We start from the raw sequence: 18,760 nt of genomic DNA on the forward strand, positions 1-18,760 counted from the left end.
ATCATGTTATGACAAAAACAATTGCAATCAATGCAGGAAGTTCAAGTTTGAAATGGCAATTATACTTAATGCCAGAAGAAAAAGTATTGGCGAAAGGTTTGATTGAACGTATCGGTTTGAAAGATTCAATTTCAACTGTAAAATTTGACGGCCGTTCTGAACAACAAATTTTGGATATTGAAAATCATACACAAGCTGTTAAAATTTTATTGGATGACTTGATTCGTTTCGATATTATCAAGGCTTATGACGAGATTACAGGTGTTGGACATCGTGTTGTTGCTGGTGGAGAATATTTCAAAGAATCAACAGTTGTTGAGGGAGATGTTTTAGAAAAAGTTGAAGAGTTGAGTTTGTTGGCTCCTCTACACAACCCGGCAAATGCAGCAGGTGTTCGTGCCTTCAAGGAATTGTTGCCAGACATTACCAGTGTAGTTGTTTTTGATACTTCCTTCCACACAAGTATGCCAGAGAAAGCTTATCGCTACCCTCTACCAACAAAATATTACACAGAAAACAAGGTTCGTAAATACGGTGCTCATGGTACAAGTCACCAGTTTGTAGCAGGAGAAGCTGCAAAACTCTTGGGACGTCCATTAGAAGACTTGAAGTTAATTACCTGTCATATTGGTAACGGAGGCTCAATTACAGCTGTGAAAGCCGGCAAATCTGTAGACACTTCTATGGGGTTCACTCCTCTTGGTGGTATTATGATGGGAACGCGTACAGGGGATATTGATCCAGCTATCATTCCTTATTTAATGCAATATACAGAGGATTTTAACACACCAGAAGATATCAGTCGTGTTCTTAACCGTGAATCAGGTCTTTTGGGAGTTTCTGCTAATTCTAGCGATATGCGCGATATAGAAGCAGCTGTAGCAGAAGGGAATCACGAGGCTAGCTTGGCTTATGAAATGTATGTTGACCGTATCCAAAAACATATCGGTCAGTACCTTGCAGTGCTAAATGGAGCAGATGCCATTGTTTTCACAGCAGGTGTCGGTGAAAATGCAGAGAGTTTCCGTCGTGATGTAATCTCAGGGATTTCGTGGTTTGGTTGTGATGTTGATGATGAAAAGAATGTCTTTGGCGTTACAGGAGACATCTCAACAGAGGCAGCTAAAATCCGTGTCTTGGTTATTCCAACAGATGAAGAATTAGTCATTGCCCGTGACGTTGAACGCTTGAAAAAATAAGTGAAACTAAAAAAATATTCAATACAAGGAGTTGGGAAAGTTATTTTTCCAGCTTCTTTTTCTGATGAAATTGTCCAAAACCTTGCTATGATTGGCTTTTTTGAAAAATATGGTATAATAGTAGTAATTTAATAGATGGAGTTGAGTTTTGAAGAAAAACTTTCGTGTAAAAAGAGAGAAAGATTTTAAGGCGATTTTCAAGGAGGGGACAAGTTTTGCTAATCGCAAATTTGTGGTCTACCAATTAGAAAACCAGAAAAACCATTTTCGAGTAGGTCTATCAGTTAGCAAAAAACTGGGGAATGCCGTCACTAGAAATCAAATTAAGCGACGGATTCGGCATATTATCCAGAATGCAAAAGGGAGTCTGGTAGAAGATGTCGACTTTGTTGTCATTGCTCGAAAAGGAGTCGAAACCTTGGGATACGCAGAGATGGAGAAAAATCTACTCCATGTATTAAAATTATCAAAGATTTACCGGGAAGGAAATGGGAGTGAAAAAGAAACTAAAGTTGACTAGTTTGCTAGGACTGTCTCTGTTAATCATGACAGCCTGTGCGACTAATGGGGTAACTAGCGATATTACAGCCGAATCGGCTGATTTTTGGAGTAAATTGGTTTACTTCTTTGCGGAAATCATTCGCTTTTTATCGTTTGATATTAGTATCGGAGTGGGGATTATTCTCTTTACGGTCTTGATTCGTACAGTCCTCTTGCCAGTCTTTCAGGTGCAAATGGTGGCTTCTAGGAAAATGCAGGAAGCTCAGCCACGCATTAAGGCGCTTCGAGAACAATATCCAGGTCGAGATATGGAAAGCAGAACCAAACTAGAGCAGGAAATGCGTAAAGTATTTAAAGAAATGGGTGTCAGACAGTCAGACTCTCTTTGGCCGATTTTGATTCAGATGCCGGTTATTTTGGCCCTGTTCCAAGCCCTATCAAGAGTTGACTTTTTAAAGACAGGTCATTTCTTATGGATTAACCTTGGTAGTGTGGATACAACCCTTGTTCTTCCGATTTTAGCAGCAGTATTCACCTTTTTAAGTACTTGGTTGTCCAACAAAGCTTTGTCTGAGCGAAATGGCGCTACGACTGCGATGATGTATGGGATTCCAGTCTTGATTTTTATCTTTGCAGTTTATGCGCCAGGTGGAGTCGCCCTATACTGGACAGTGTCTAATGCTTATCAAGTCTTGCAAACCTATTTCTTGAATAATCCATTCAAGATTATCGCAGAGCGCGAGGCCGTAGTACAGGCACAAAAAGATTTGGAAAATAGAAAAAGAAAAGCCAAGAAAAAGGCTCAGAAAACGAAATAAATAAGGAGGAATCTGGTAATGGTAGTATTTACAGGTTCAACTGTTGAAGAAGCAATCCAGAAAGGATTGAAAGAATTAGATATTCCAAGAATGAAGGCTCATATCAAAGTCATTTCTAGGGAGAAAAAAGGCTTTCTTGGTCTATTTGGTAAAAAACCAGCCCAAGTGGATATTGAAGCGATTAGTGAAACGACTGTTGTCAAAGCAAATCAACAGGTAGTAAAAGGCGTTCCGAAAAAAATCAATGATTTGAACGAGCCTGTGAAGACGGTTAGTGAAGAAACCGTTGACCTTGGTCATGTGGTTGATGCTATTAAAAAAATAGAGGAAGAAGGTCAAGGTATTTCTGATGAAGTCAAGGCTGAAATCTTAAAACATGAAAGACATGCCAGCACTATCTTAGAAGAAACTGGTCACATTGAGATTTTAAATGAACTTCAAATCGAGGAAGCGATGAGGGAAGAAGCAGGCGCTGATGACCTTGAAACTGAGCAAGATCAAACTGAAAATCAAGACTTGAAAGAGATGGGCTTGAAGGTCGAGCAAAGTTATGATATTGCCCAGGTGGCTACGGATGTGACTGCCTATGTTCAAGCGATTGTGGATGACATGGATGTTGAAGCTACACTTTCAAATGATTATAACCGTCGTAGCATCAATCTACAAATTGACACCAACGAACCAGGTCGTATTATCGGCTACCATGGTAAAGTCTTGAAGGCCTTGCAACTGTTGGCTCAAAATTATCTTTACAACCGCTATTCCAGAACCTTCTACGTTACAATCAATGTCAATGATTATGTCGAACACCGTGCAGAAGTCTTGCAGACCTATGCGCAAAAATTGGCGACTCGTGTTTTGGAAGAAGGGCGCAGTCATAAAACAGATCCAATGTCAAATAGCGAACGCAAGATTATCCATCGTATTATTTCACGTATGGATGGCGTGACTAGTTACTCTGAAGGTGATGAGCCAAATCGCTATGTTGTTGTAGATACAGAATACGTAAAATCAGGTTTATCCTGATTTTTTGCTAGTTAGAGGAGGTTAAACTGATGTTGAATAAGATAAGAGACTATTTAGACTTTGCTGGTTTGCAGTACCGTAATCCTGATAAAGCGGGAGCAGAGCGAGAGAAGATGCTGGCATTCCGCCACAAAGGACAAGAGGCCCGAAAGGCTTTTACAGAACTGGCCAAAGCCTTTCAAGCAAGCCATCCAGAATGGCAACTCCAACAGACTAGCCAGTGGATGAATCAGGCCCAGCGTTTGAGACCACATTTTTGGGTTTATCTACAGAGAGACGGACAAGTGACAGAACCTATGATGGCCTTACGTTTGTATGGGACATCTACTGACTTTGGAATTTCTTTGGAAGTCAGTTTCATCGAACGTAAGAAGGATGAGCAAACACTGGGCAAGCAGGCCAAAGTTTTAGACATTCCAACCGTTAAAGGGATTTATTATCTAACCTACTCTAATGGTCAAAGTCAACGGTGGGAGGCGAATGAAGAAAAGCGTCGTACTTTACGCGAGAAGGTGAGAAGTCAAGAAGTTCGAAAAGTTTTAGTGAAGGTAGATGTTCCTATGACAGAAAATTCGTCTGAAGAAGAAATCGTAGAAGGCTTATTGAAGTCTTATTCTAAAATTCTTCCCTATTATCTAGCTACGAGAAAATAAGATAATTTGTAAAACATCATAAATCATACAGTCCAAGAGTGAACAGTCCGCTGTGTAATTCTTGGTCTTTTTGTTTGCGCTTTCGCATTATATAATAAACTTACAAAAACAATTCAAAAGGAGAACAATTATGGAAGTCGTTTCAAGTGTTCTAAATTGGTTTTCTAGCAATATTTTGCAGAATCCCGCATTTTTCGTAGGTTTATTGGTGTTGATAGGATATGCACTTTTGAAAAAACCTGCCCATGACGTTTTTTCAGGGTTTGTTAAAGCAACAGTAGGGTATATGTTGCTTAACGTGGGTGCTGGTGGTTTGGTTACAACCTTTCGTCCAATCTTAGCAGCTCTTAACTACAAATTCCAAATTGGTGCAGCGGTTATCGACCCTTACTTTGGACTTGCTGCAGCAAACAACAAAATTGCAGCAGAGTTTCCAGATTTTGTTGGAACTGCAACTACAGCTCTATTGATTGGTTTTGGAATAAATATCTTGCTCGTAGCTCTTCGAAAGATTACGAAGGTAAGAACCCTCTTTATTACTGGTCACATCATGGTACAACAAGCTGCAACAGTATCTCTTATGGTTCTATTCTTAGTACCACAATTGCGCAATGCTTACGGTACAGCAGCGATTGGTATCATCTGTGGACTTTACTGGGCAGTTAGTTCAAATATGACTGTTGAGGCAACTCAACGCTTGACTGGTGGTGGCGGATTTGCGATTGGTCACCAACAGCAATTTGCAATCTGGTTTGTAGATAAAGTAGCAGGACGCTTTGGTAAGAAAGAAGAAAGTTTAGACAATCTTAAATTACCTAAGTTCCTCTCAATCTTCCACGATACAGTTGTTGCATCTGCTACCTTGATGCTCGTATTCTTCGGAGCCATTCTTTTAATCTTGGGTCCAGACATTATGTCTAATAAAGAAGTCATCACTTCAGGAACTCTATTCAATCCTGCTAAACAAGATTTCTTTATGTACATTATCCAAACAGCCTTTACCTTCTCAGTTTACTTGTTCGTTTTGATGCAAGGTGTCCGAATGTTCGTATCTGAGTTGACAAACGCCTTCCAAGGTATTTCAAACAAATTGTTGCCAGGTTCATTCCCAGCGGTTGACGTTGCAGCTTCTTATGGATTTGGTTCTCCAAATGCTGTCTTGTCAGGATTTACCTTTGGTTTGATTGGTCAATTGATTACAATTGTCTTGCTCATCGTCTTTAAAAATCCGATTCTTATTATTACAGGATTTGTACCAGTGTTCTTTGACAATGCAGCCATTGCGGTCTACGCTGATAAACGCGGCGGATGGAAAGCGGCTGTTATCCTTTCCTTTATATCAGGTGTCCTTCAAGTTGCTCTAGGAGCTCTTTGTGTGGCCCTTCTCGATTTGGCATCTTATGGTGGCTACCATGGAAATATCGACTTTGAATTCCCATGGCTTGGATTTGGATATATCTTCAAATACCTTGGTATTGTTGGTTATGTACTTGTGTGTCTCTTCTTGCTTGTTATTCCTCAACTTCAATTTGCCAAAGCAAAAGATAAAGAGAAATATTACAACGGTGAAGTTCAAGAAGAAGCTTAGTATCTAGAAAAGGAGAAATAAAATGGTTAAAGTATTAGCAGCGTGCGGAAATGGAATGGGTTCATCAATGGTTATCAAGATGAAGGTTGAAAATGCTCTCCGTAAGCTTAATCAAACAGATTTTACAGTCAATTCATGCAGTGTCGGTGAAGCTAAAGGTTTAGCAGTAGGATATGACATCGTAATCGCTTCTCTTCATTTGATTCAAGAATTGGAAGGGCGAACTAATGGGAAGTTAATTGGTCTTGATAACTTGATGGATGATAAAGAAATCACCGAAAAACTCAGTCAAGCACTACAGTAAAAGGTTGGAGGGGGCTGGACAGAAACTGAGAGTTATCGTTTCTGTCCTTCTCCCTCTTTAAATAAAGGAGGCAGATATGAATTTAAAACAAGCTTTAATTGACAATGACTCGATCCGACTAGGTTTAGAGGCTAACAATTGGAAAGAAGCAGTCAAGGTAGCAGTAGATCCCCTAATTGAAAGTGGGGCAATTTTGCCAGAGTATTACGATGCTATCATTGAATCGACTGAAGAGTATGGGCCTTACTATATCTTGATGCCAGGTATGGCTATGCCCCACGCTAGACCTGAAGCTGGTGTGCAAAGTGATGCCTTTTCATTGATTACCTTACAAAATCCTGTTGTATTTTCAGATGGGAAAGAGGTATCTGTTTTGTTGGCACTAGCAGCAACAAGTTCAAAAATTCACACAAGTGTAGCCATTCCACAAATTATTGCCCTGTTTGAATTAGAAGATTCTATTGCACGTTTACAGGCTTGCCAGACTAAAGAAGATGTCTTGGCTATGATTGAAGAATCTAAGGATAGCCCTTATCTCGAAGGATTGGATTTGGAAAGTTAGAAAGAGGAATAAAGAAATGACAAAAAGAATACCTAATTTACAAGTTGCATTAGACCATTCAGACTTGCAAGGAGCGATTAAAGCAGCTGTTTCTGTTGGTCAGGAAGTAGATATTATCGAAGCTGGAACTGTTTGCTTGCTTCAAGTTGGAAGTGAACTGGCTGAAGTCTTGCGTAGCCTTTTCCCAGATAAGATTATTGTGGCAGACACAAAATGTGCTGATGCTGGTGGAACAGTTGCTAAAAATAATGCGGTTCGTGGAGCAGACTGGATGACTTGTATCTGTTGTGCAACCATCCCTACTATGGAAGCAGCTCTAAAGGCTATCAAGACTGAACGAGGAGAACGAGGCGAAATCCAGATCGAGCTTTATGGCGATTGGACTTTTGAACAAGCTCAGCTTTGGCTAGATGCAGGTATCTCACAAGCTATTTATCACCAATCTCGTGATGCTCTTCTTGCTGGTGAAACTTGGGGTGAAAAAGACCTTAATAAGGTTAAAAAACTCATTGACATGGGCTTCCGTGTATCTGTAACAGGTGGTCTAGATGTAGATACTCTCAAACTCTTTGAAGGTGTTGATGTCTTTACCTTTATCGCAGGTCGTGGAATTACAGAGGCTGCGGATCCAGCAGGAGCAGCGCGTGCCTTCAAGGATGAAATCAAACGAATTTGGGGGTAAATCATGGTACGTCCAATTGGAATTTATGAAAAGGCAACCCCAACACACTTTACTTGGCTAGAACGTTTAAATTTTGCCAAGGAGTTAGGCTTTGATTTTGTCGAGATGTCTATTGACGAACGTGACGAGCGTTTAGCAAGACTTGACTGGAGTAAGGAAGAACGCTTGGAAGTTGTCAAAGCAATCTATGAAACTGGTGTTCGTATTCCTTCTATCTGTTTTTCAGGCCATCGTCGCTACCCATTGGGTTCAAAAGATCCAGTTCTAGAGGAAAAATCTCTAGAACTCATGAAAAAATGTATCGAATTAGCTCAAGACTTGGGAGTTCGTACGATTCAATTAGCTGGTTACGATGTTTACTATGAGGAAAAGTCACCCCAGACACGCCAACGTTTTATCAAAAATTTGAGAAAAGCCTGTGACTGGGCTGAAGAAGCTCAGGTGGTACTTGCTATTGAAATTATGGATGATCCTTTCATCAGTAGCATCGAAAAATATTTGGCTATAGAAAAAGAGATTGACTCTCCCTTCCTCTTTGTATATCCAGATATTGGTAATGTGTCTGCATGGCATAATGATATCTATAGTGAGTTTTATCTTGGTCATCATGCCATCGCAGCTCTCCATCTCAAGGATACTTATGCAGTGACAGAAAGTTCAAAGGGCCAGTTCCGAGATGTACCTTTCGGGCAAGGTTGTGTCAAATGGGAAGAAGCTTTCGATATTTTAAAGGAAACCAATTATAATGGACCTTTCCTAATCGAAATGTGGTCTGAAAATTGTGAAACAGTAGAAGAAACACGCGCAGCCGTTCAAGAGGCGCAAGCTTTTCTCTATCCACTCATTAAGAAAGCAGGTTTGATGTAAGATGAATCAAGTAATCAATGCTATGCGTAAACGAGTCTGTGATGCCAATCAATCATTGCCAAAACATGGACTTGTCAAATTTACCTGGGGGAATGTATCTGAAGTTAATCGCGAACTCGGTGTCATTGTTATCAAACCATCAGGCGTGGATTATGACGAATTGACACCTGAAAACATGGTAGTGACTGATCTAGATGGTAAGATCCTAGAAGGGGATTTAAGACCATCTTCCGACCTCCCAACTCATGTGCAATTATATAAGGCTTGGTCAGAAATTGGTAGTGTGGTTCACACCCATTCGACAGAAGCTGTTGGTTGGGCTCAGGCAGGTCGTGATATTCCTTTCTACGGAACAACCCATGCAGATTATTTCTACGGTTCAATCCCTTGCGCCCGTAGTTTGACCAAGGACGAAGTAGAAGTGGCCTATGAAAAAGATACTGGCCTGGTTATCGTAGAAGAGTTTGAACATCGCGGACTTAACCCGGTTGAAGTACCAGGAATTGTTGTACGCAATCACGGTCCATTCACCTGGGGCAAAAATCCAGAGAATGCTGTTTATCACTCTGTCGTACTAGAGGAAGTATCAAAGATGAATCGCTTTACAGAACAAATCAATCCAAGAGTTGGACCTGCTCCCCAGTACATACTAGAAAAACACTACCAACGTAAACATGGACCAAATGCTTATTATGGTCAAAAGTAAGAACGATGAAGGAGGAGAAAAAGATAAATTTAGCTCCTCTTTTTACATTTGATTTTTATTGAGAGTAAAGTTGGAATTGAAGTAATTTTAAAAGATTTTTTAGAAATAGCGCTTGATATATATATGGTAAAATAAAAAGAATTGCTGTGATATCAATAGATTTGGGGGATTTTTTAATATGGTACTGGATAAGGCAAGTTGTGATTTGCTTCAATATTTGATGGATCAAGAAACGTCCAAAACGATTATGGCGATTTCGAAAGATTTGAAAGAGTCAAGAAGGAAAATTTATTATCACATTGACAAAATCAATGCTGCTCTGGGTGACGAGGCGCTTCACATCATTAGTATTCCACGAATTGGTATTCACTTAACGGAAGAGCAGAGAGATGCTTGTTGTAAACTATTATCGGAAGTAGATTCGTACGATTATATCATGAGTGCGCATGAACGTATGATGATAATGTTACTATGGATAGGTATTTCTAAAGAACGTATTACGATTGAAAAATTGATAGAGTTAACAGAGGTATCTAGGAATACTGTTCTCAATGATTTGAATAGTATTCGTTATCAACTAACTTTGGAACAATATCAGGTGATCTTGCAAGTGAGCAAGTCACAGGGATACCACCTTCATGCCCACCCTCTTAATAAAATTCAGTATCTTCAATCGCTTCTATATCATATTTTTATGGAAGAAAATGCCACTTTTGTATCTATTTTAGAAGATAAGATGAAAGAGAGGTTAGATGATGAGTGTTTGCTTTCTGTTGAAATGAACCAATTTTTTAAGGAACAGGTTCCTTTAGTTGAACAAGATTTAGGGAAGAAAATAAACCATCATGAAATAACTTTTATGTTGCAGGTTCTACCTTATTTGCTGTTAAGCTGTCATAATGTTGAACAGTATCAAGAAAGACATCAGGATATAGAGAAAGAATTTTCTTTGATAAGAAAAAGAATAGAGTATCAGGTGTCTAAGAAATTAGGAGAACGGTTGTTTCAAAAGTTTGAAATTTCTTTGTCAGGACTTGAAGTTTCTCTTGTAGCTGTTCTCCTCCTCTCCTATCGTAAAGATTTGGATATTCATGCAGAAAGTGATGATTTTCGGCAATTAAAACTTGCTTTAGAAGAATTTATCTGGTATTTTGAATCACAAATCCGAATGGAGATTGAGAACAAGGATGATTTGTTACGAAATTTGATGATCCACTGTAAAGCCTTGTTATTTAGAAAGACTTACGGTATTTTTTCTAAAAATCCTCTAACAAAACAAATTCGATCCAAGTATGGAGAATTATTTTTAGTCACTAGAAAATCTGCGGAAATTTTAGAAGGAGCATGGTTTATTCGGCTAACAGACGATGATATTGCCTATTTGACGATTCATATTGGAGGATTTTTAAAATATACACCATCGTCTCAAAAAAATATGAAAAAAGTTTATCTCGTTTGTGATGAAGGTGTTGCGGTTTCGAGACTTTTGCTGAAACAATGCAAACTTTATTTTCCAAATGAGCAAATTGACACTGTATTTACAACAGAACAATTTAAGAGTGTGGAAGATATTGCACAAGTTGATGTAGTGATTACTACTAATGATGATTTGGATAGCAGATTTCCGATTTTAAGGGTTAATCCTATCCTTGAAGCAGAAGATATTTTGAAAATGCTAGACTATCTTAAACACAATATATTTCGTAATAAGAGCAAAAGTTTCAGTGAAAATCTTTCTAGTCTTATTTCGTCTTATATTGTAGATAGCAAGTTGGCTAGTAAGTTCCAAGAAGAGGTTCAAACACTTATAAATCAAGAAATAGTAGTTCAAGCTTTTTTGGAAGATATTTGAAGGACAGTCCAATGATGAACACAAACCTGTGTTTTTCTTGGTCTTTTTTAGTGTTTTGAAGGGTGGTATACTAATCTCAAAGATAACAATTATATCCAAAGGAGGCAACATATGCCAAACGTCAAAGAAATTACAAGAGAGTCATGGATTTTAGCCACTTTCCCAGAGTGGGGAACATGGTTGAACGAAGAAATCGAAGAAGAAGTCGTACCTGAAGGCAACTTTGCCATGTGGTGGCTAGGCAACTGTGGTACTTGGATTAAGACACCAGCTGGTGCTAACGTTGTCATGGACCTTTGGTCAAACCGTGGAAAATCAACCAAAAAAGTGAAAGATATGGTTCGTGGGCACCAAATGGCAAATATGGCAGGTGTTCGTAAGTTGCAACCAAACTTGCGTGTTCAGCCAATGGTTATCGATCCATTTGCTATCAACGAACTAGACTATTACTTAGTTTCACACTTCCACAGTGATCATATCGACCCATACACAGCTGCAGCAATTCTCAACAATCCTAAGTTAGAGCATGTTAAGTTTATCGGTCCTTACCACTGTGGACGAATCTGGGAAGGATGGGGTGTTCCAAAAGAACGTATCATCGTTGTTAAACCAGGTGACACTATCGAATTAAAAGATATGAAGATTCATGCAGTAGAATCATTTGACCGTACTTGCTTGGTAACTCTCCCAGTGAACGGTGCTGATGAGACAGGCGGTGAACTTGCTGGCTTGGCTGTTACAGATGAAGAAATGGCTCAAAAGGCTGTTAACTATATCTTTGAAACACCAGGTGGAACCATCTATCATGGTGCAGATTCTCACTTCTCAAACTATTTTGCAAAACATGGTAAAGACTTTAAAATTGATGTTGCTTTGAATAACTATGGTGAAAATCCGGTAGGTATCCAAGACAAAATGACATCTATCGACCTTCTTCGTATGGCAGAAAATCTGCGTACCAAAGTCATTATCCCAGTTCACTATGATATCTGGTCTAACTTCATGGCTTCTACTAATGAGATTCTAGAACTTTGGAAAATGCGAAAAGATCGCTTGCAATACGATTTCCATCCATTTATCTGGGAAGTTGGCGGTAAGTACACTTATCCTCAAGATCAACACTTAGTAGAATACCATCATCCACGTGGTTTTGATGATTGTTTTGAACAAGACTCTAACATTCAATTTAAAGCTTTGCTATAATATAAAAATATTCTTTGGAGGTTATCCGTATGTTGCATGATACGGATAATTTTCATATAATAGTAAAATAGAATGTGTGATTCAATAATCACCTCAAATAGAAAGGAAATTCTATGTCAAATCTATCTGTTAATGCAATTCGTTTTCTAGGTATTGACGCCATTAATAAAGCCAACTCAGGTCATCCAGGTGTGGTTATGGGAGCGGCTCCGATGGCTTACAGCCTCTTTACAAAACAACTTCATATCAATCCAGCTCAACCAAACTGGATTAACCGCGACCGCTTTATTCTTTCAGCAGGTCATGGTTCAATGCTCCTTTATGCTCTTCTTCACCTTTCTGGTTTTGAAGATGTCAGCATGGATGAGATTAAGAGTTTCCGTCAATGGGGTTCAAAAACACCAGGTCACCCAGAATTTGGTCATACGGCAGGGATTGATGCTACGACAGGTCCTCTAGGGCAAGGGATTTCAACTGCTACTGGTTTTGCCCAAGCAGAACGTTTCTTGGCAGCCAAATATAACCGTGAAGGCTACAATATCTTTGACCACTATACTTACGTTATCTGTGGAGACGGAGACTTGATGGAAGGTGTCTCAAGCGAGGCAGCTTCATACGCAGGTTTGCAAAAACTTGATAAGTTGGTTGTTCTTTATGATTCAAATGATATCAACTTGGATGGTGAGACAAAGGATTCCTTTACAGAAAGTGTTCGTGACCGTTACAATGCCTACGGTTGGCATACTGCCTTGGTTGAAAATGGAACAGACTTGGAAGCCATCCATGCTGCTATCGAAACAGCAAAAGCTTCAGGCAAGCCATCTTTGATTGAAGTGAAGACGGTTATTGGATACGGTTCTCCAAACAAACAAGGAACTAATGCTGTACACGGCGCCCCTCTTGGAGCAGATGAAACTGCATCAACTCGTCAAGCCCTCGGTTGGGACTACGAACCATTTGAAATTCCAGAACAAGTATATGCTGATTTCAAAGAACATGTTGCAGACCGTGGCGCATCAGCTTATCAAGCTTGGACTAAATTAGTTGCAGATTATAAAGAAGCTCATCCAGAACTGGCTGCAGAAGTAGAAGCCATCATCGACGGACGTGATCCAGTCGAAGTGACTCCAGCAGACTTCCCAGCTTTAGAAAATGGTTTTTCTCAAGCAACTCGTAATTCAAGTCAAGATGCCTTGAATGTTGTGGCAGCTAAATTACCAACCTTCCTAGGTGGATCAGCTGACCTTGCTCACTCAAACATGACTTATATCAAGACGGATGGACTTCAAGACGATACCAATCGCTTGAATCGTAACATTCAGTTTGGTGTTCGTGAATTTGCAATGGGAACAATCTTGAACGGGATGGCCCTTCATGGTGGACTTCGTGTATACGGTGGAACTTTCTTCGTCTTCTCTGACTATGTGAAGGCAGCTGTCCGCTTGTCAGCCTTACAAGGACTTCCTGTGACTTATGTCTTTACCCATGATTCAATCGCAGTTGGGGAAGATGGTCCGACTCACGAACCAGTTGAGCATTTAGCAGGTCTTCGTGCTATGCCAAATCTAAATGTTTTCCGTCCAGCAGATGCGCGTGAAACGCAAGCAGCTTGGTACCTTGCAGTGACAAGTGAGAAAACACCAACTGCCCTTGTCTTGACACGTCAAAACTTGACTGTTGAAGATGGAACAGACTTCGACAAGGTTGCTAAAGGTGCTTATGTTGTATATGAAAATGCAGCCGACTTTGATACCATCTTGATTGCGACAGGTTCAGAGGTTAATCTTGCTGTCTCAGCTGCTAAAGAATTGGCTAGTCAAGGCGAAAAAATCCGCGTAGTCAGCATGCCATCTACAGATGTCTTTGATAAACAAGATGCAGCTTACAAGGAAGAAATTCTTCCAAATGCAGTCCGCCGTCGTGTTGCAGTCGAAATGGGTGCAAGTCAAAACTGGTACAAATATGTTGGTCTCGATGGTGCCGTTCTAGGTATTGATACCTTCGGAGCCTCTGCCCCAGCACCAAAAGTATTGGCAGAATATGGCTTTACTGTCGAAAATCTTGTAAAAGTTGTTCGAAATTTGAAATAATCCTAAAAATCAGGGCGTAAGCTCTGGTTTTTCTTACCAGAAAAGTAAGGTACAATCTTGTAAAAGTAGCTGAAATTTGATATAGTAGTCCTATGTAAAAGACAAAGGAGAAAACAATGAATCCAAATATTACTTTTTTAATCATGCTTGTAGGTATGATGGCCTTGATGTTCTTTATGCAACGTTCTCAAAAGAAACAAGCTCAAAAGCGTATGGAAAGCTTAAATAAACTACAAAAAGGCTATGAAGTGATTACAATCGGTGGACTTTATGGAACAGTCGATGAAGTAGATACGGAGAAGGGAACAATAGTTCTTGACGTAGATGGAGTTTACTTGACTTTTGAACTAGCTGCTATCAAGACAGTATTACCGCTGAAAGAAACAGCTTCACTAGAAGGCGCAATTGAAAAATAAGACGGGATCACGAACTCCCGTTTTCTATAAAAGAAAGGAAATGGGATGAAAAAATTAGTCTTTGTCTGTCTGGGAAATATTTGCCGTAGCCCTATGGCCGAGTTTGTTATGAAATCAATGACAGATAACTACGAAATCCAAAGTCGAGCAACTTCCTCTTGGGAACATGGCAATCCGATTCATAAGGGGACTCAGGGAATTTTTCAAGAGTATGAGATTCCTTATGACAAGAACAAGACATCGCTTCAGATTAGTAAGGAAGATTTTGAAGCCTTTGATTATATTATCGGAATGGACGCTTCAAATATTTCTGACTTACGTCAGATGTGTCCAGTAGACTGTCAAGATAAGATTTACTCATTTTCATCTGAAAGTGTTCCAGACCCTTGGTATACAGGAGATTTTGAAGAAACCTATCGACGTGTTCAAGAGGGCTGTCAAGCTTGGTTAGAACGTTTAGAAAAGGAGAGTTAAGGTGGAAAATCTTACGAATTTTTACGAAAAGTATCGTGTCTATCTGACTCGTCCACGTTTAGAGCTTTTGGCAGTAGTTACCATTGTTTTCTGTGCTGTACTCGTCTTTTTTCTAAATATTCCAGGAAAAGGTGTCTTAAAACTCGATAATGGAACGATTGTTTATGATGGCAGTCTTGTCCGTGGTAAAATGAATGGCCAAGGTACCATTACCTTCCAAAATGGAGACCAATATACAGGTGGCTTCAACAATGGAGCCTTCAACGGAAAAGGTACCTTTCAATCTAAAGAAGGCTGGACCTACGAAGGTGATTTTGTAAATGGTCAGGCTGAAGGAAAAGGGAAACTAACAACAGAACAAGAAGTCGTTTATGAAGGAACTTTTAAACAAGGCGTTTTTCAACAAAAATAAAGCCTCCTTATCAAAGGAGGTATTATTAGAATCACAAGGTAAGCGCTTACCTGTGAATCCCTTTCTTTCCAAATCCCTCTTCCAAGCAAGTTTGTGAAATAAAAAATATTTGAAATAAATTTCACAAACTTCAAAGATAAAACTTGATAAGAAAAGAAAATGAGAAAAGTTTCACAAGAGTTTAAAAATTCTTTGTGAAATGTTTATGAAACTGTTTACAAAGTTGAAATAATGCGTTATAATAAACTTGTGAAAAAATTAACAAAGGATATCGTTCCTTGAAAGCTATGGAGGAAAATATGGCTGATAAAAAAACTGTGACACCAGAGGAAAAGAAACTCGTTGCTGAAAAACACGTAGATGAGTTGGTTCAAAAAGCTCTAGTTGCCCTTGAAGAAATGCGTAAATTGGATCAAGAACAAGTTGACTACATCGTTGCCAAAGCATCAGTAGCAGCTTTGGATGCCCACGGAGAATTGGCTTTACATGCCTTTGAAGAAACAGGACGTGGTGTATTTGAAGACAAAGCAACTAAGAACTTGTTTGCTTGTGAACACGTAGTAAACAACATGCGCCACACTAAGACAGTTGGCGTTATCGAAGAAGACGATGTAACAGGATTGACTCTTATTGCTGAACCAGTTGGTGTTGTTTGTGGTATTACTCCAACAACAAACCCAACATCAACAGCAATCTTCAAATCATTGATTTCATTGAAGACACGTAACCCAATCGTCTTTGCCTTCCATCCATCAGCACAAGAATCATCTGCTCATGCAGCTCGTATCGTCCGCGATGCAGCTATCGCAGCTGGTGCTCCTGAAAACTGTGTACAGTGGATCACTCAACCATCTATGGAAGCAACTAGTGCCCTTATGAACCACGAAGGTATTGCAACAATCCTTGCAACAGGTGGTAATGCCATGGTTAAAGCCGCATACTCATGTGGTAAACCAGCTCTTGGGGTAGGTGCCGGAAACGTTCCAGCTTATGTTGAAAAATCAGCAAACATTCGTCAAGCAGCACACGATATCGTCATGTCTAAATCATTTGATAACGGTATGGTCTGTGCATCTGAACAAGCAGTTATCATTGATAAAGAAATTTACGATGAATTTGTAGCAGAGTTCAAATCTTACCACACTTACTTTGTAAACAAAAAAGAAAAAGCTCTTCTTGAAGAGTTCTGCTTCGGCGTCAAAGCAAACAGCAAAAACTGTGCTGGTGCAAAATTGAACGCTGACATCGTTGGTAAACCAGCAACTTGGATTGCAGAACAAGCAGGATTTACAGTTCCAGAAGGAACAAACATTCTTGCTGCAGAATGTAAAGAAGTTGGCGAAAATGAGCCATTGACTCGTGAAAAATTGTCACCAGTTATTGCAGTTTTGAAATCTGAAAGCCGTGAAGATGGTATTACTAAGGCTCGTCAAATGGTTGAATTTAACGGTCTTGGACACTCAGCAGCTATCCACACAGCTGACGAAGAATTGACTAAAGAATTTGGTAAAGCTGTTAAAGCTATTCGTGTTATCTGTAACTCACCTTCTACTTTTGGTGGTATCGGGGACGTTTACAATGCCTTCTTGCCATCATTGACACTTGGATGTGGTTCTTACGGACGCAACTCAGTTGGGGATAACGTTAGTGCCATTAACCTCTTGAATATCAAAAAAGTCGGAAGACGGAGAAATAACATGCAATGGATGAAACTTCCTTCAAAAACATACTTTGAACGTGATTCAATTCAATACCTTCAAAAATGTCGTGACGTTGAACGTGTCATGATCGTTACTGACCATGCCATGGTAGAGCTTGGTTTCCTTGATCGTATCATCGAACAACTGGACCTTCGTCGCAATAAGGTTGTTTACCAAATCTTTGCGGATGTAGAACCGGATCCAGATATCACAACTGTAAACCGTGGTACTGAGATTATGCGTGCCTTCAAACCAGATACCATCATCGCACTCGGTGGTGGGTCTCCAATGGATGCTGCCAAAGTAATGTGGCTCTTCTACGAGCAACCAGAAGTGGACTTCCGTGACCTTGTCCAAAAATTCATGGATATCCGTAAACGTGCCTTCAAGTTCCCATTGCTTGGTAAGAAGACTAAATTCATCGCGATTCCAACTACATCTGGTACAGGATCTGAAGTAACACCATTTGCCGTTATCTCTGATAAAGCAAACAACCGTAAATACCCAATCGCTGACTACTCATTGACACCAACTGTGGCAATCGTAGATCCTGCTTTGGTATTGACAGTTCCAGGATTTGTTGCTGCTGATACTGGTATGGACGTATTGACTCACGCGACAGAAGCATACGTATCACAAATGGCTAGTGACTACACTGATGGTTTAGCACTTCAAGCCATTAAATTGGTCTTTGAAAATCTCGAAAGCTCAGTTAAGAATGCAGACTTCCACTCACGTGAGAAAATGCATAACGCTTCAACAATCGCTGGTATGGCCTTTGCCAATGCCTTCCTAGGTATTTCTCACTCAATGGCCCATAAGATTGGTGCGCAATTCCACACAATCCACGGTCGTACAAATGCTATCTTGCTTCCATACGTTATCCGTTACAACGGTACACGTCCAGCTAAGACAGCAACATGGCCTAAGTACAACTACTACCGTGCAGATGAAAAATACCAAGATATCGCACGCATGCTTGGACTTCCAGCTTCTACTCCAGAAGAAGGGGTTGAATCTTACGCAAAAGCTGTCTACGAACTCGGTGAACGTATTGGGATCCAAATGAATTTTAGAGACCAAGGAATTGACGAAAAAGAATGGAAAGAACATTCTCGTGAATTAGCCTTCCTGGCTTATGAAGACCAATGTTCACCAGCTAACCCACGTCTTCCAATGGTAGACCATATGCAAGAAATCATCGAAGATGCATACTATGGCTACAAAGAAAGACCAGGACGCCGTAAATAATTGTTTATCAGTCTAGAAGCAAGACAAAAACTCAATTTGAGGGAAAGATCCAGTACTTTTTCTATGATAAAAGGCATCCTATCAAGGTTTTTGAACACCTGATAGGATGCCTTTTTATGATATTGAGGCCTTTTTGCCCTTTTTGAAAAACTAGAATAGAAACAAAATATATAATAGATTGAAACTGGAATAGTACACTTCTGCTTCTAAAACATTGTTAGAATTCGATTTGACTGTCCTGATCGATTTGTCCTGTTCTTATTTCATTTTAATATATAAAAAATATAGTATAGTAGACTGAATCTAAAATAGTACGAAACAATTGCTAAAACATTTATAGAAATTAATTTTACTTTCCTGATAGAGTTGTTCACATCTTATTTCAATTCACTATAGTTTAATTTAAGAGTAGTATTTACTAAGGCCCAATTAAAATCAAAGAGCAAACGAGAAAAC

The 18,760-nt window shown here is 39.6% G+C and carries 19 protein-coding genes; all 19 read left to right on the forward strand.

Annotated features, from left to right (window positions below):
* The first annotated feature begins 8 nt into the window (after positions 1-8).
* The 19 genes from AT689_RS03735 (at position 9) to adhE (ending at position 18,304) form a co-directional block, all read left to right on the forward strand.
* Positions 9-1,199 (forward strand): acetate kinase, encoded by a 1,191-nt coding sequence (locus AT689_RS03735; protein WP_000167766.1) that lies wholly within the window; start codon positions 9-11, stop codon positions 1,197-1,199.
* Positions 1,200-1,331, forward strand: a complete 132-nt coding sequence (locus AT689_RS13375; RefSeq protein ID WP_000768904.1) for a hypothetical protein — start codon at positions 1,200-1,202, stop codon at positions 1,329-1,331.
* Positions 1,332-1,347: 16 nt separating this feature from the next.
* Positions 1,348-1,719: a ribonuclease P protein component gene (gene rnpA, locus AT689_RS03740; protein WP_000739246.1), complete on the forward strand. Its 372-nt coding sequence runs from the start codon at positions 1,348-1,350 to the stop codon at positions 1,717-1,719.
* Positions 1,694-2,518: a membrane protein insertase YidC gene (locus AT689_RS03745; protein ID WP_000727904.1), complete on the forward strand. Its 825-nt coding sequence runs from the start codon at positions 1,694-1,696 to the stop codon at positions 2,516-2,518. Before rnpA ends, AT689_RS03745 begins: the two co-directional genes overlap by 26 nt.
* 18 nt (positions 2,519-2,536) lie before the next feature.
* Positions 2,537-3,544 carry an RNA-binding cell elongation regulator Jag/EloR gene (gene jag, locus AT689_RS03750; RefSeq protein ID WP_000260016.1) on the forward strand — a complete coding sequence of 336 codons (1,008 nt, stop codon included), beginning with the start codon at positions 2,537-2,539 and terminating at the stop codon, positions 3,542-3,544.
* Between the two features lie 29 nt (positions 3,545-3,573).
* Positions 3,574-4,197 carry a hypothetical protein gene (locus AT689_RS03755; RefSeq protein WP_000932635.1) on the forward strand — a complete coding sequence of 208 codons (624 nt, stop codon included), beginning with the start codon at positions 3,574-3,576 and terminating at the stop codon, positions 4,195-4,197.
* Positions 4,198-4,327: 130 nt separating this feature from the next.
* Positions 4,328-5,785, forward strand: a complete 1,458-nt coding sequence (locus AT689_RS03760; protein ID WP_000454432.1) for a PTS ascorbate transporter subunit IIC — start codon at positions 4,328-4,330, stop codon at positions 5,783-5,785.
* 22 nt (positions 5,786-5,807) lie between these two features.
* Positions 5,808-6,089: a PTS sugar transporter subunit IIB gene (locus AT689_RS03765; RefSeq protein ID WP_000241469.1), complete on the forward strand. Its 282-nt coding sequence runs from the start codon at positions 5,808-5,810 to the stop codon at positions 6,087-6,089.
* A gap of 76 nt (positions 6,090-6,165) precedes the next feature.
* A complete protein-coding gene (locus AT689_RS03770; RefSeq protein ID WP_001049932.1) occupies positions 6,166-6,651 on the forward strand; it encodes a PTS sugar transporter subunit IIA in 486 nt (161 codons plus the stop codon).
* A gap of 16 nt (positions 6,652-6,667) precedes the next feature.
* On the forward strand, positions 6,668-7,333 hold the full coding sequence (locus tag AT689_RS03775) for a 3-keto-L-gulonate-6-phosphate decarboxylase UlaD (RefSeq protein ID WP_000166727.1): 666 nt from the start codon (positions 6,668-6,670) through the stop codon (positions 7,331-7,333).
* 3 nt (positions 7,334-7,336) lie between these two features.
* Positions 7,337-8,200 carry an L-ribulose-5-phosphate 3-epimerase gene (locus AT689_RS03780; protein WP_000252139.1) on the forward strand — a complete coding sequence of 288 codons (864 nt, stop codon included), beginning with the start codon at positions 7,337-7,339 and terminating at the stop codon, positions 8,198-8,200.
* A gap of 1 nt (position 8,201) precedes the next feature.
* Positions 8,202-8,906, forward strand: a complete 705-nt coding sequence (locus AT689_RS03785) for an L-ribulose-5-phosphate 4-epimerase (RefSeq protein WP_001077556.1) — start codon at positions 8,202-8,204, stop codon at positions 8,904-8,906.
* A gap of 178 nt (positions 8,907-9,084) precedes the next feature.
* Positions 9,085-10,758 (forward strand): BglG family transcription antiterminator, encoded by a 1,674-nt coding sequence (locus tag AT689_RS03790; protein ID WP_000242098.1) that lies wholly within the window; start codon positions 9,085-9,087, stop codon positions 10,756-10,758.
* A gap of 111 nt (positions 10,759-10,869) precedes the next feature.
* The gene (gene ulaG / locus AT689_RS03795; RefSeq protein ID WP_001134220.1) at positions 10,870-11,961 is read left to right on the forward strand and encodes an L-ascorbate 6-phosphate lactonase; all 1,092 of its coding nucleotides are present in this window, start codon (positions 10,870-10,872) and stop codon (positions 11,959-11,961) included.
* Between the two features lie 113 nt (positions 11,962-12,074).
* A complete protein-coding gene (gene tkt, locus AT689_RS03800) occupies positions 12,075-14,051 on the forward strand; it encodes a transketolase (protein WP_000067860.1) in 1,977 nt (658 codons plus the stop codon).
* Positions 14,052-14,167: 116 nt separating this feature from the next.
* Positions 14,168-14,467: a preprotein translocase subunit YajC gene (yajC, locus tag AT689_RS03805; RefSeq protein ID WP_001069051.1), complete on the forward strand. Its 300-nt coding sequence runs from the start codon at positions 14,168-14,170 to the stop codon at positions 14,465-14,467.
* Between the two features lie 45 nt (positions 14,468-14,512).
* On the forward strand, positions 14,513-14,941 hold the full coding sequence (locus AT689_RS03810) for a low molecular weight protein-tyrosine-phosphatase (protein WP_000737440.1): 429 nt from the start codon (positions 14,513-14,515) through the stop codon (positions 14,939-14,941).
* Position 14,942: 1 nt separating this feature from the next.
* Positions 14,943-15,353: an MORN repeat-containing protein gene (locus AT689_RS03815; RefSeq protein ID WP_000429499.1), complete on the forward strand. Its 411-nt coding sequence runs from the start codon at positions 14,943-14,945 to the stop codon at positions 15,351-15,353.
* A gap of 299 nt (positions 15,354-15,652) precedes the next feature.
* Positions 15,653-18,304 (forward strand): bifunctional acetaldehyde-CoA/alcohol dehydrogenase, encoded by a 2,652-nt coding sequence (gene adhE, locus AT689_RS03820; protein WP_000763961.1) that lies wholly within the window; start codon positions 15,653-15,655, stop codon positions 18,302-18,304.
* The last annotated feature ends 456 nt before the right edge of the window (positions 18,305-18,760 follow it).

Origin of the sequence: Streptococcus pneumoniae (assembly GCF_001457635.1) — a bacterium.
GTDB classification, from domain to species: Bacteria; Bacillota; Bacilli; order Lactobacillales; family Streptococcaceae; genus Streptococcus; species Streptococcus pneumoniae.

Coding starts and splice junctions, on each gene's coding strand:
- AT689_RS03755 (WP_000932635.1), top strand. CDS start 3,574: ATGTTGAATAAGATAAGAGACTATTTAGACTTTGCTGGTTTGCAGTAC.
- AT689_RS03760 (WP_000454432.1), top strand. CDS start 4,328: ATGGAAGTCGTTTCAAGTGTTCTAAATTGGTTTTCTAGCAATATTTTG.
- jag (WP_000260016.1), top strand. CDS start 2,537: ATGGTAGTATTTACAGGTTCAACTGTTGAAGAAGCAATCCAGAAAGGA.
- AT689_RS03735 (WP_000167766.1), top strand. CDS start 9: ATGACAAAAACAATTGCAATCAATGCAGGAAGTTCAAGTTTGAAATGG.
- ulaG (WP_001134220.1), top strand. CDS start 10,870: ATGCCAAACGTCAAAGAAATTACAAGAGAGTCATGGATTTTAGCCACT.
- AT689_RS03790 (WP_000242098.1), top strand. CDS start 9,085: ATGGTACTGGATAAGGCAAGTTGTGATTTGCTTCAATATTTGATGGAT.
- adhE (WP_000763961.1), top strand. CDS start 15,653: ATGGCTGATAAAAAAACTGTGACACCAGAGGAAAAGAAACTCGTTGCT.
- AT689_RS03810 (WP_000737440.1), top strand. CDS start 14,513: ATGAAAAAATTAGTCTTTGTCTGTCTGGGAAATATTTGCCGTAGCCCT.
- AT689_RS03770 (WP_001049932.1), top strand. CDS start 6,166: ATGAATTTAAAACAAGCTTTAATTGACAATGACTCGATCCGACTAGGT.
- yajC (WP_001069051.1), top strand. CDS start 14,168: ATGAATCCAAATATTACTTTTTTAATCATGCTTGTAGGTATGATGGCC.
- tkt (WP_000067860.1), top strand. CDS start 12,075: ATGTCAAATCTATCTGTTAATGCAATTCGTTTTCTAGGTATTGACGCC.
- AT689_RS03785 (WP_001077556.1), top strand. CDS start 8,202: ATGAATCAAGTAATCAATGCTATGCGTAAACGAGTCTGTGATGCCAAT.
- AT689_RS03775 (WP_000166727.1), top strand. CDS start 6,668: ATGACAAAAAGAATACCTAATTTACAAGTTGCATTAGACCATTCAGAC.
- AT689_RS03765 (WP_000241469.1), top strand. CDS start 5,808: ATGGTTAAAGTATTAGCAGCGTGCGGAAATGGAATGGGTTCATCAATG.
- AT689_RS03780 (WP_000252139.1), top strand. CDS start 7,337: ATGGTACGTCCAATTGGAATTTATGAAAAGGCAACCCCAACACACTTT.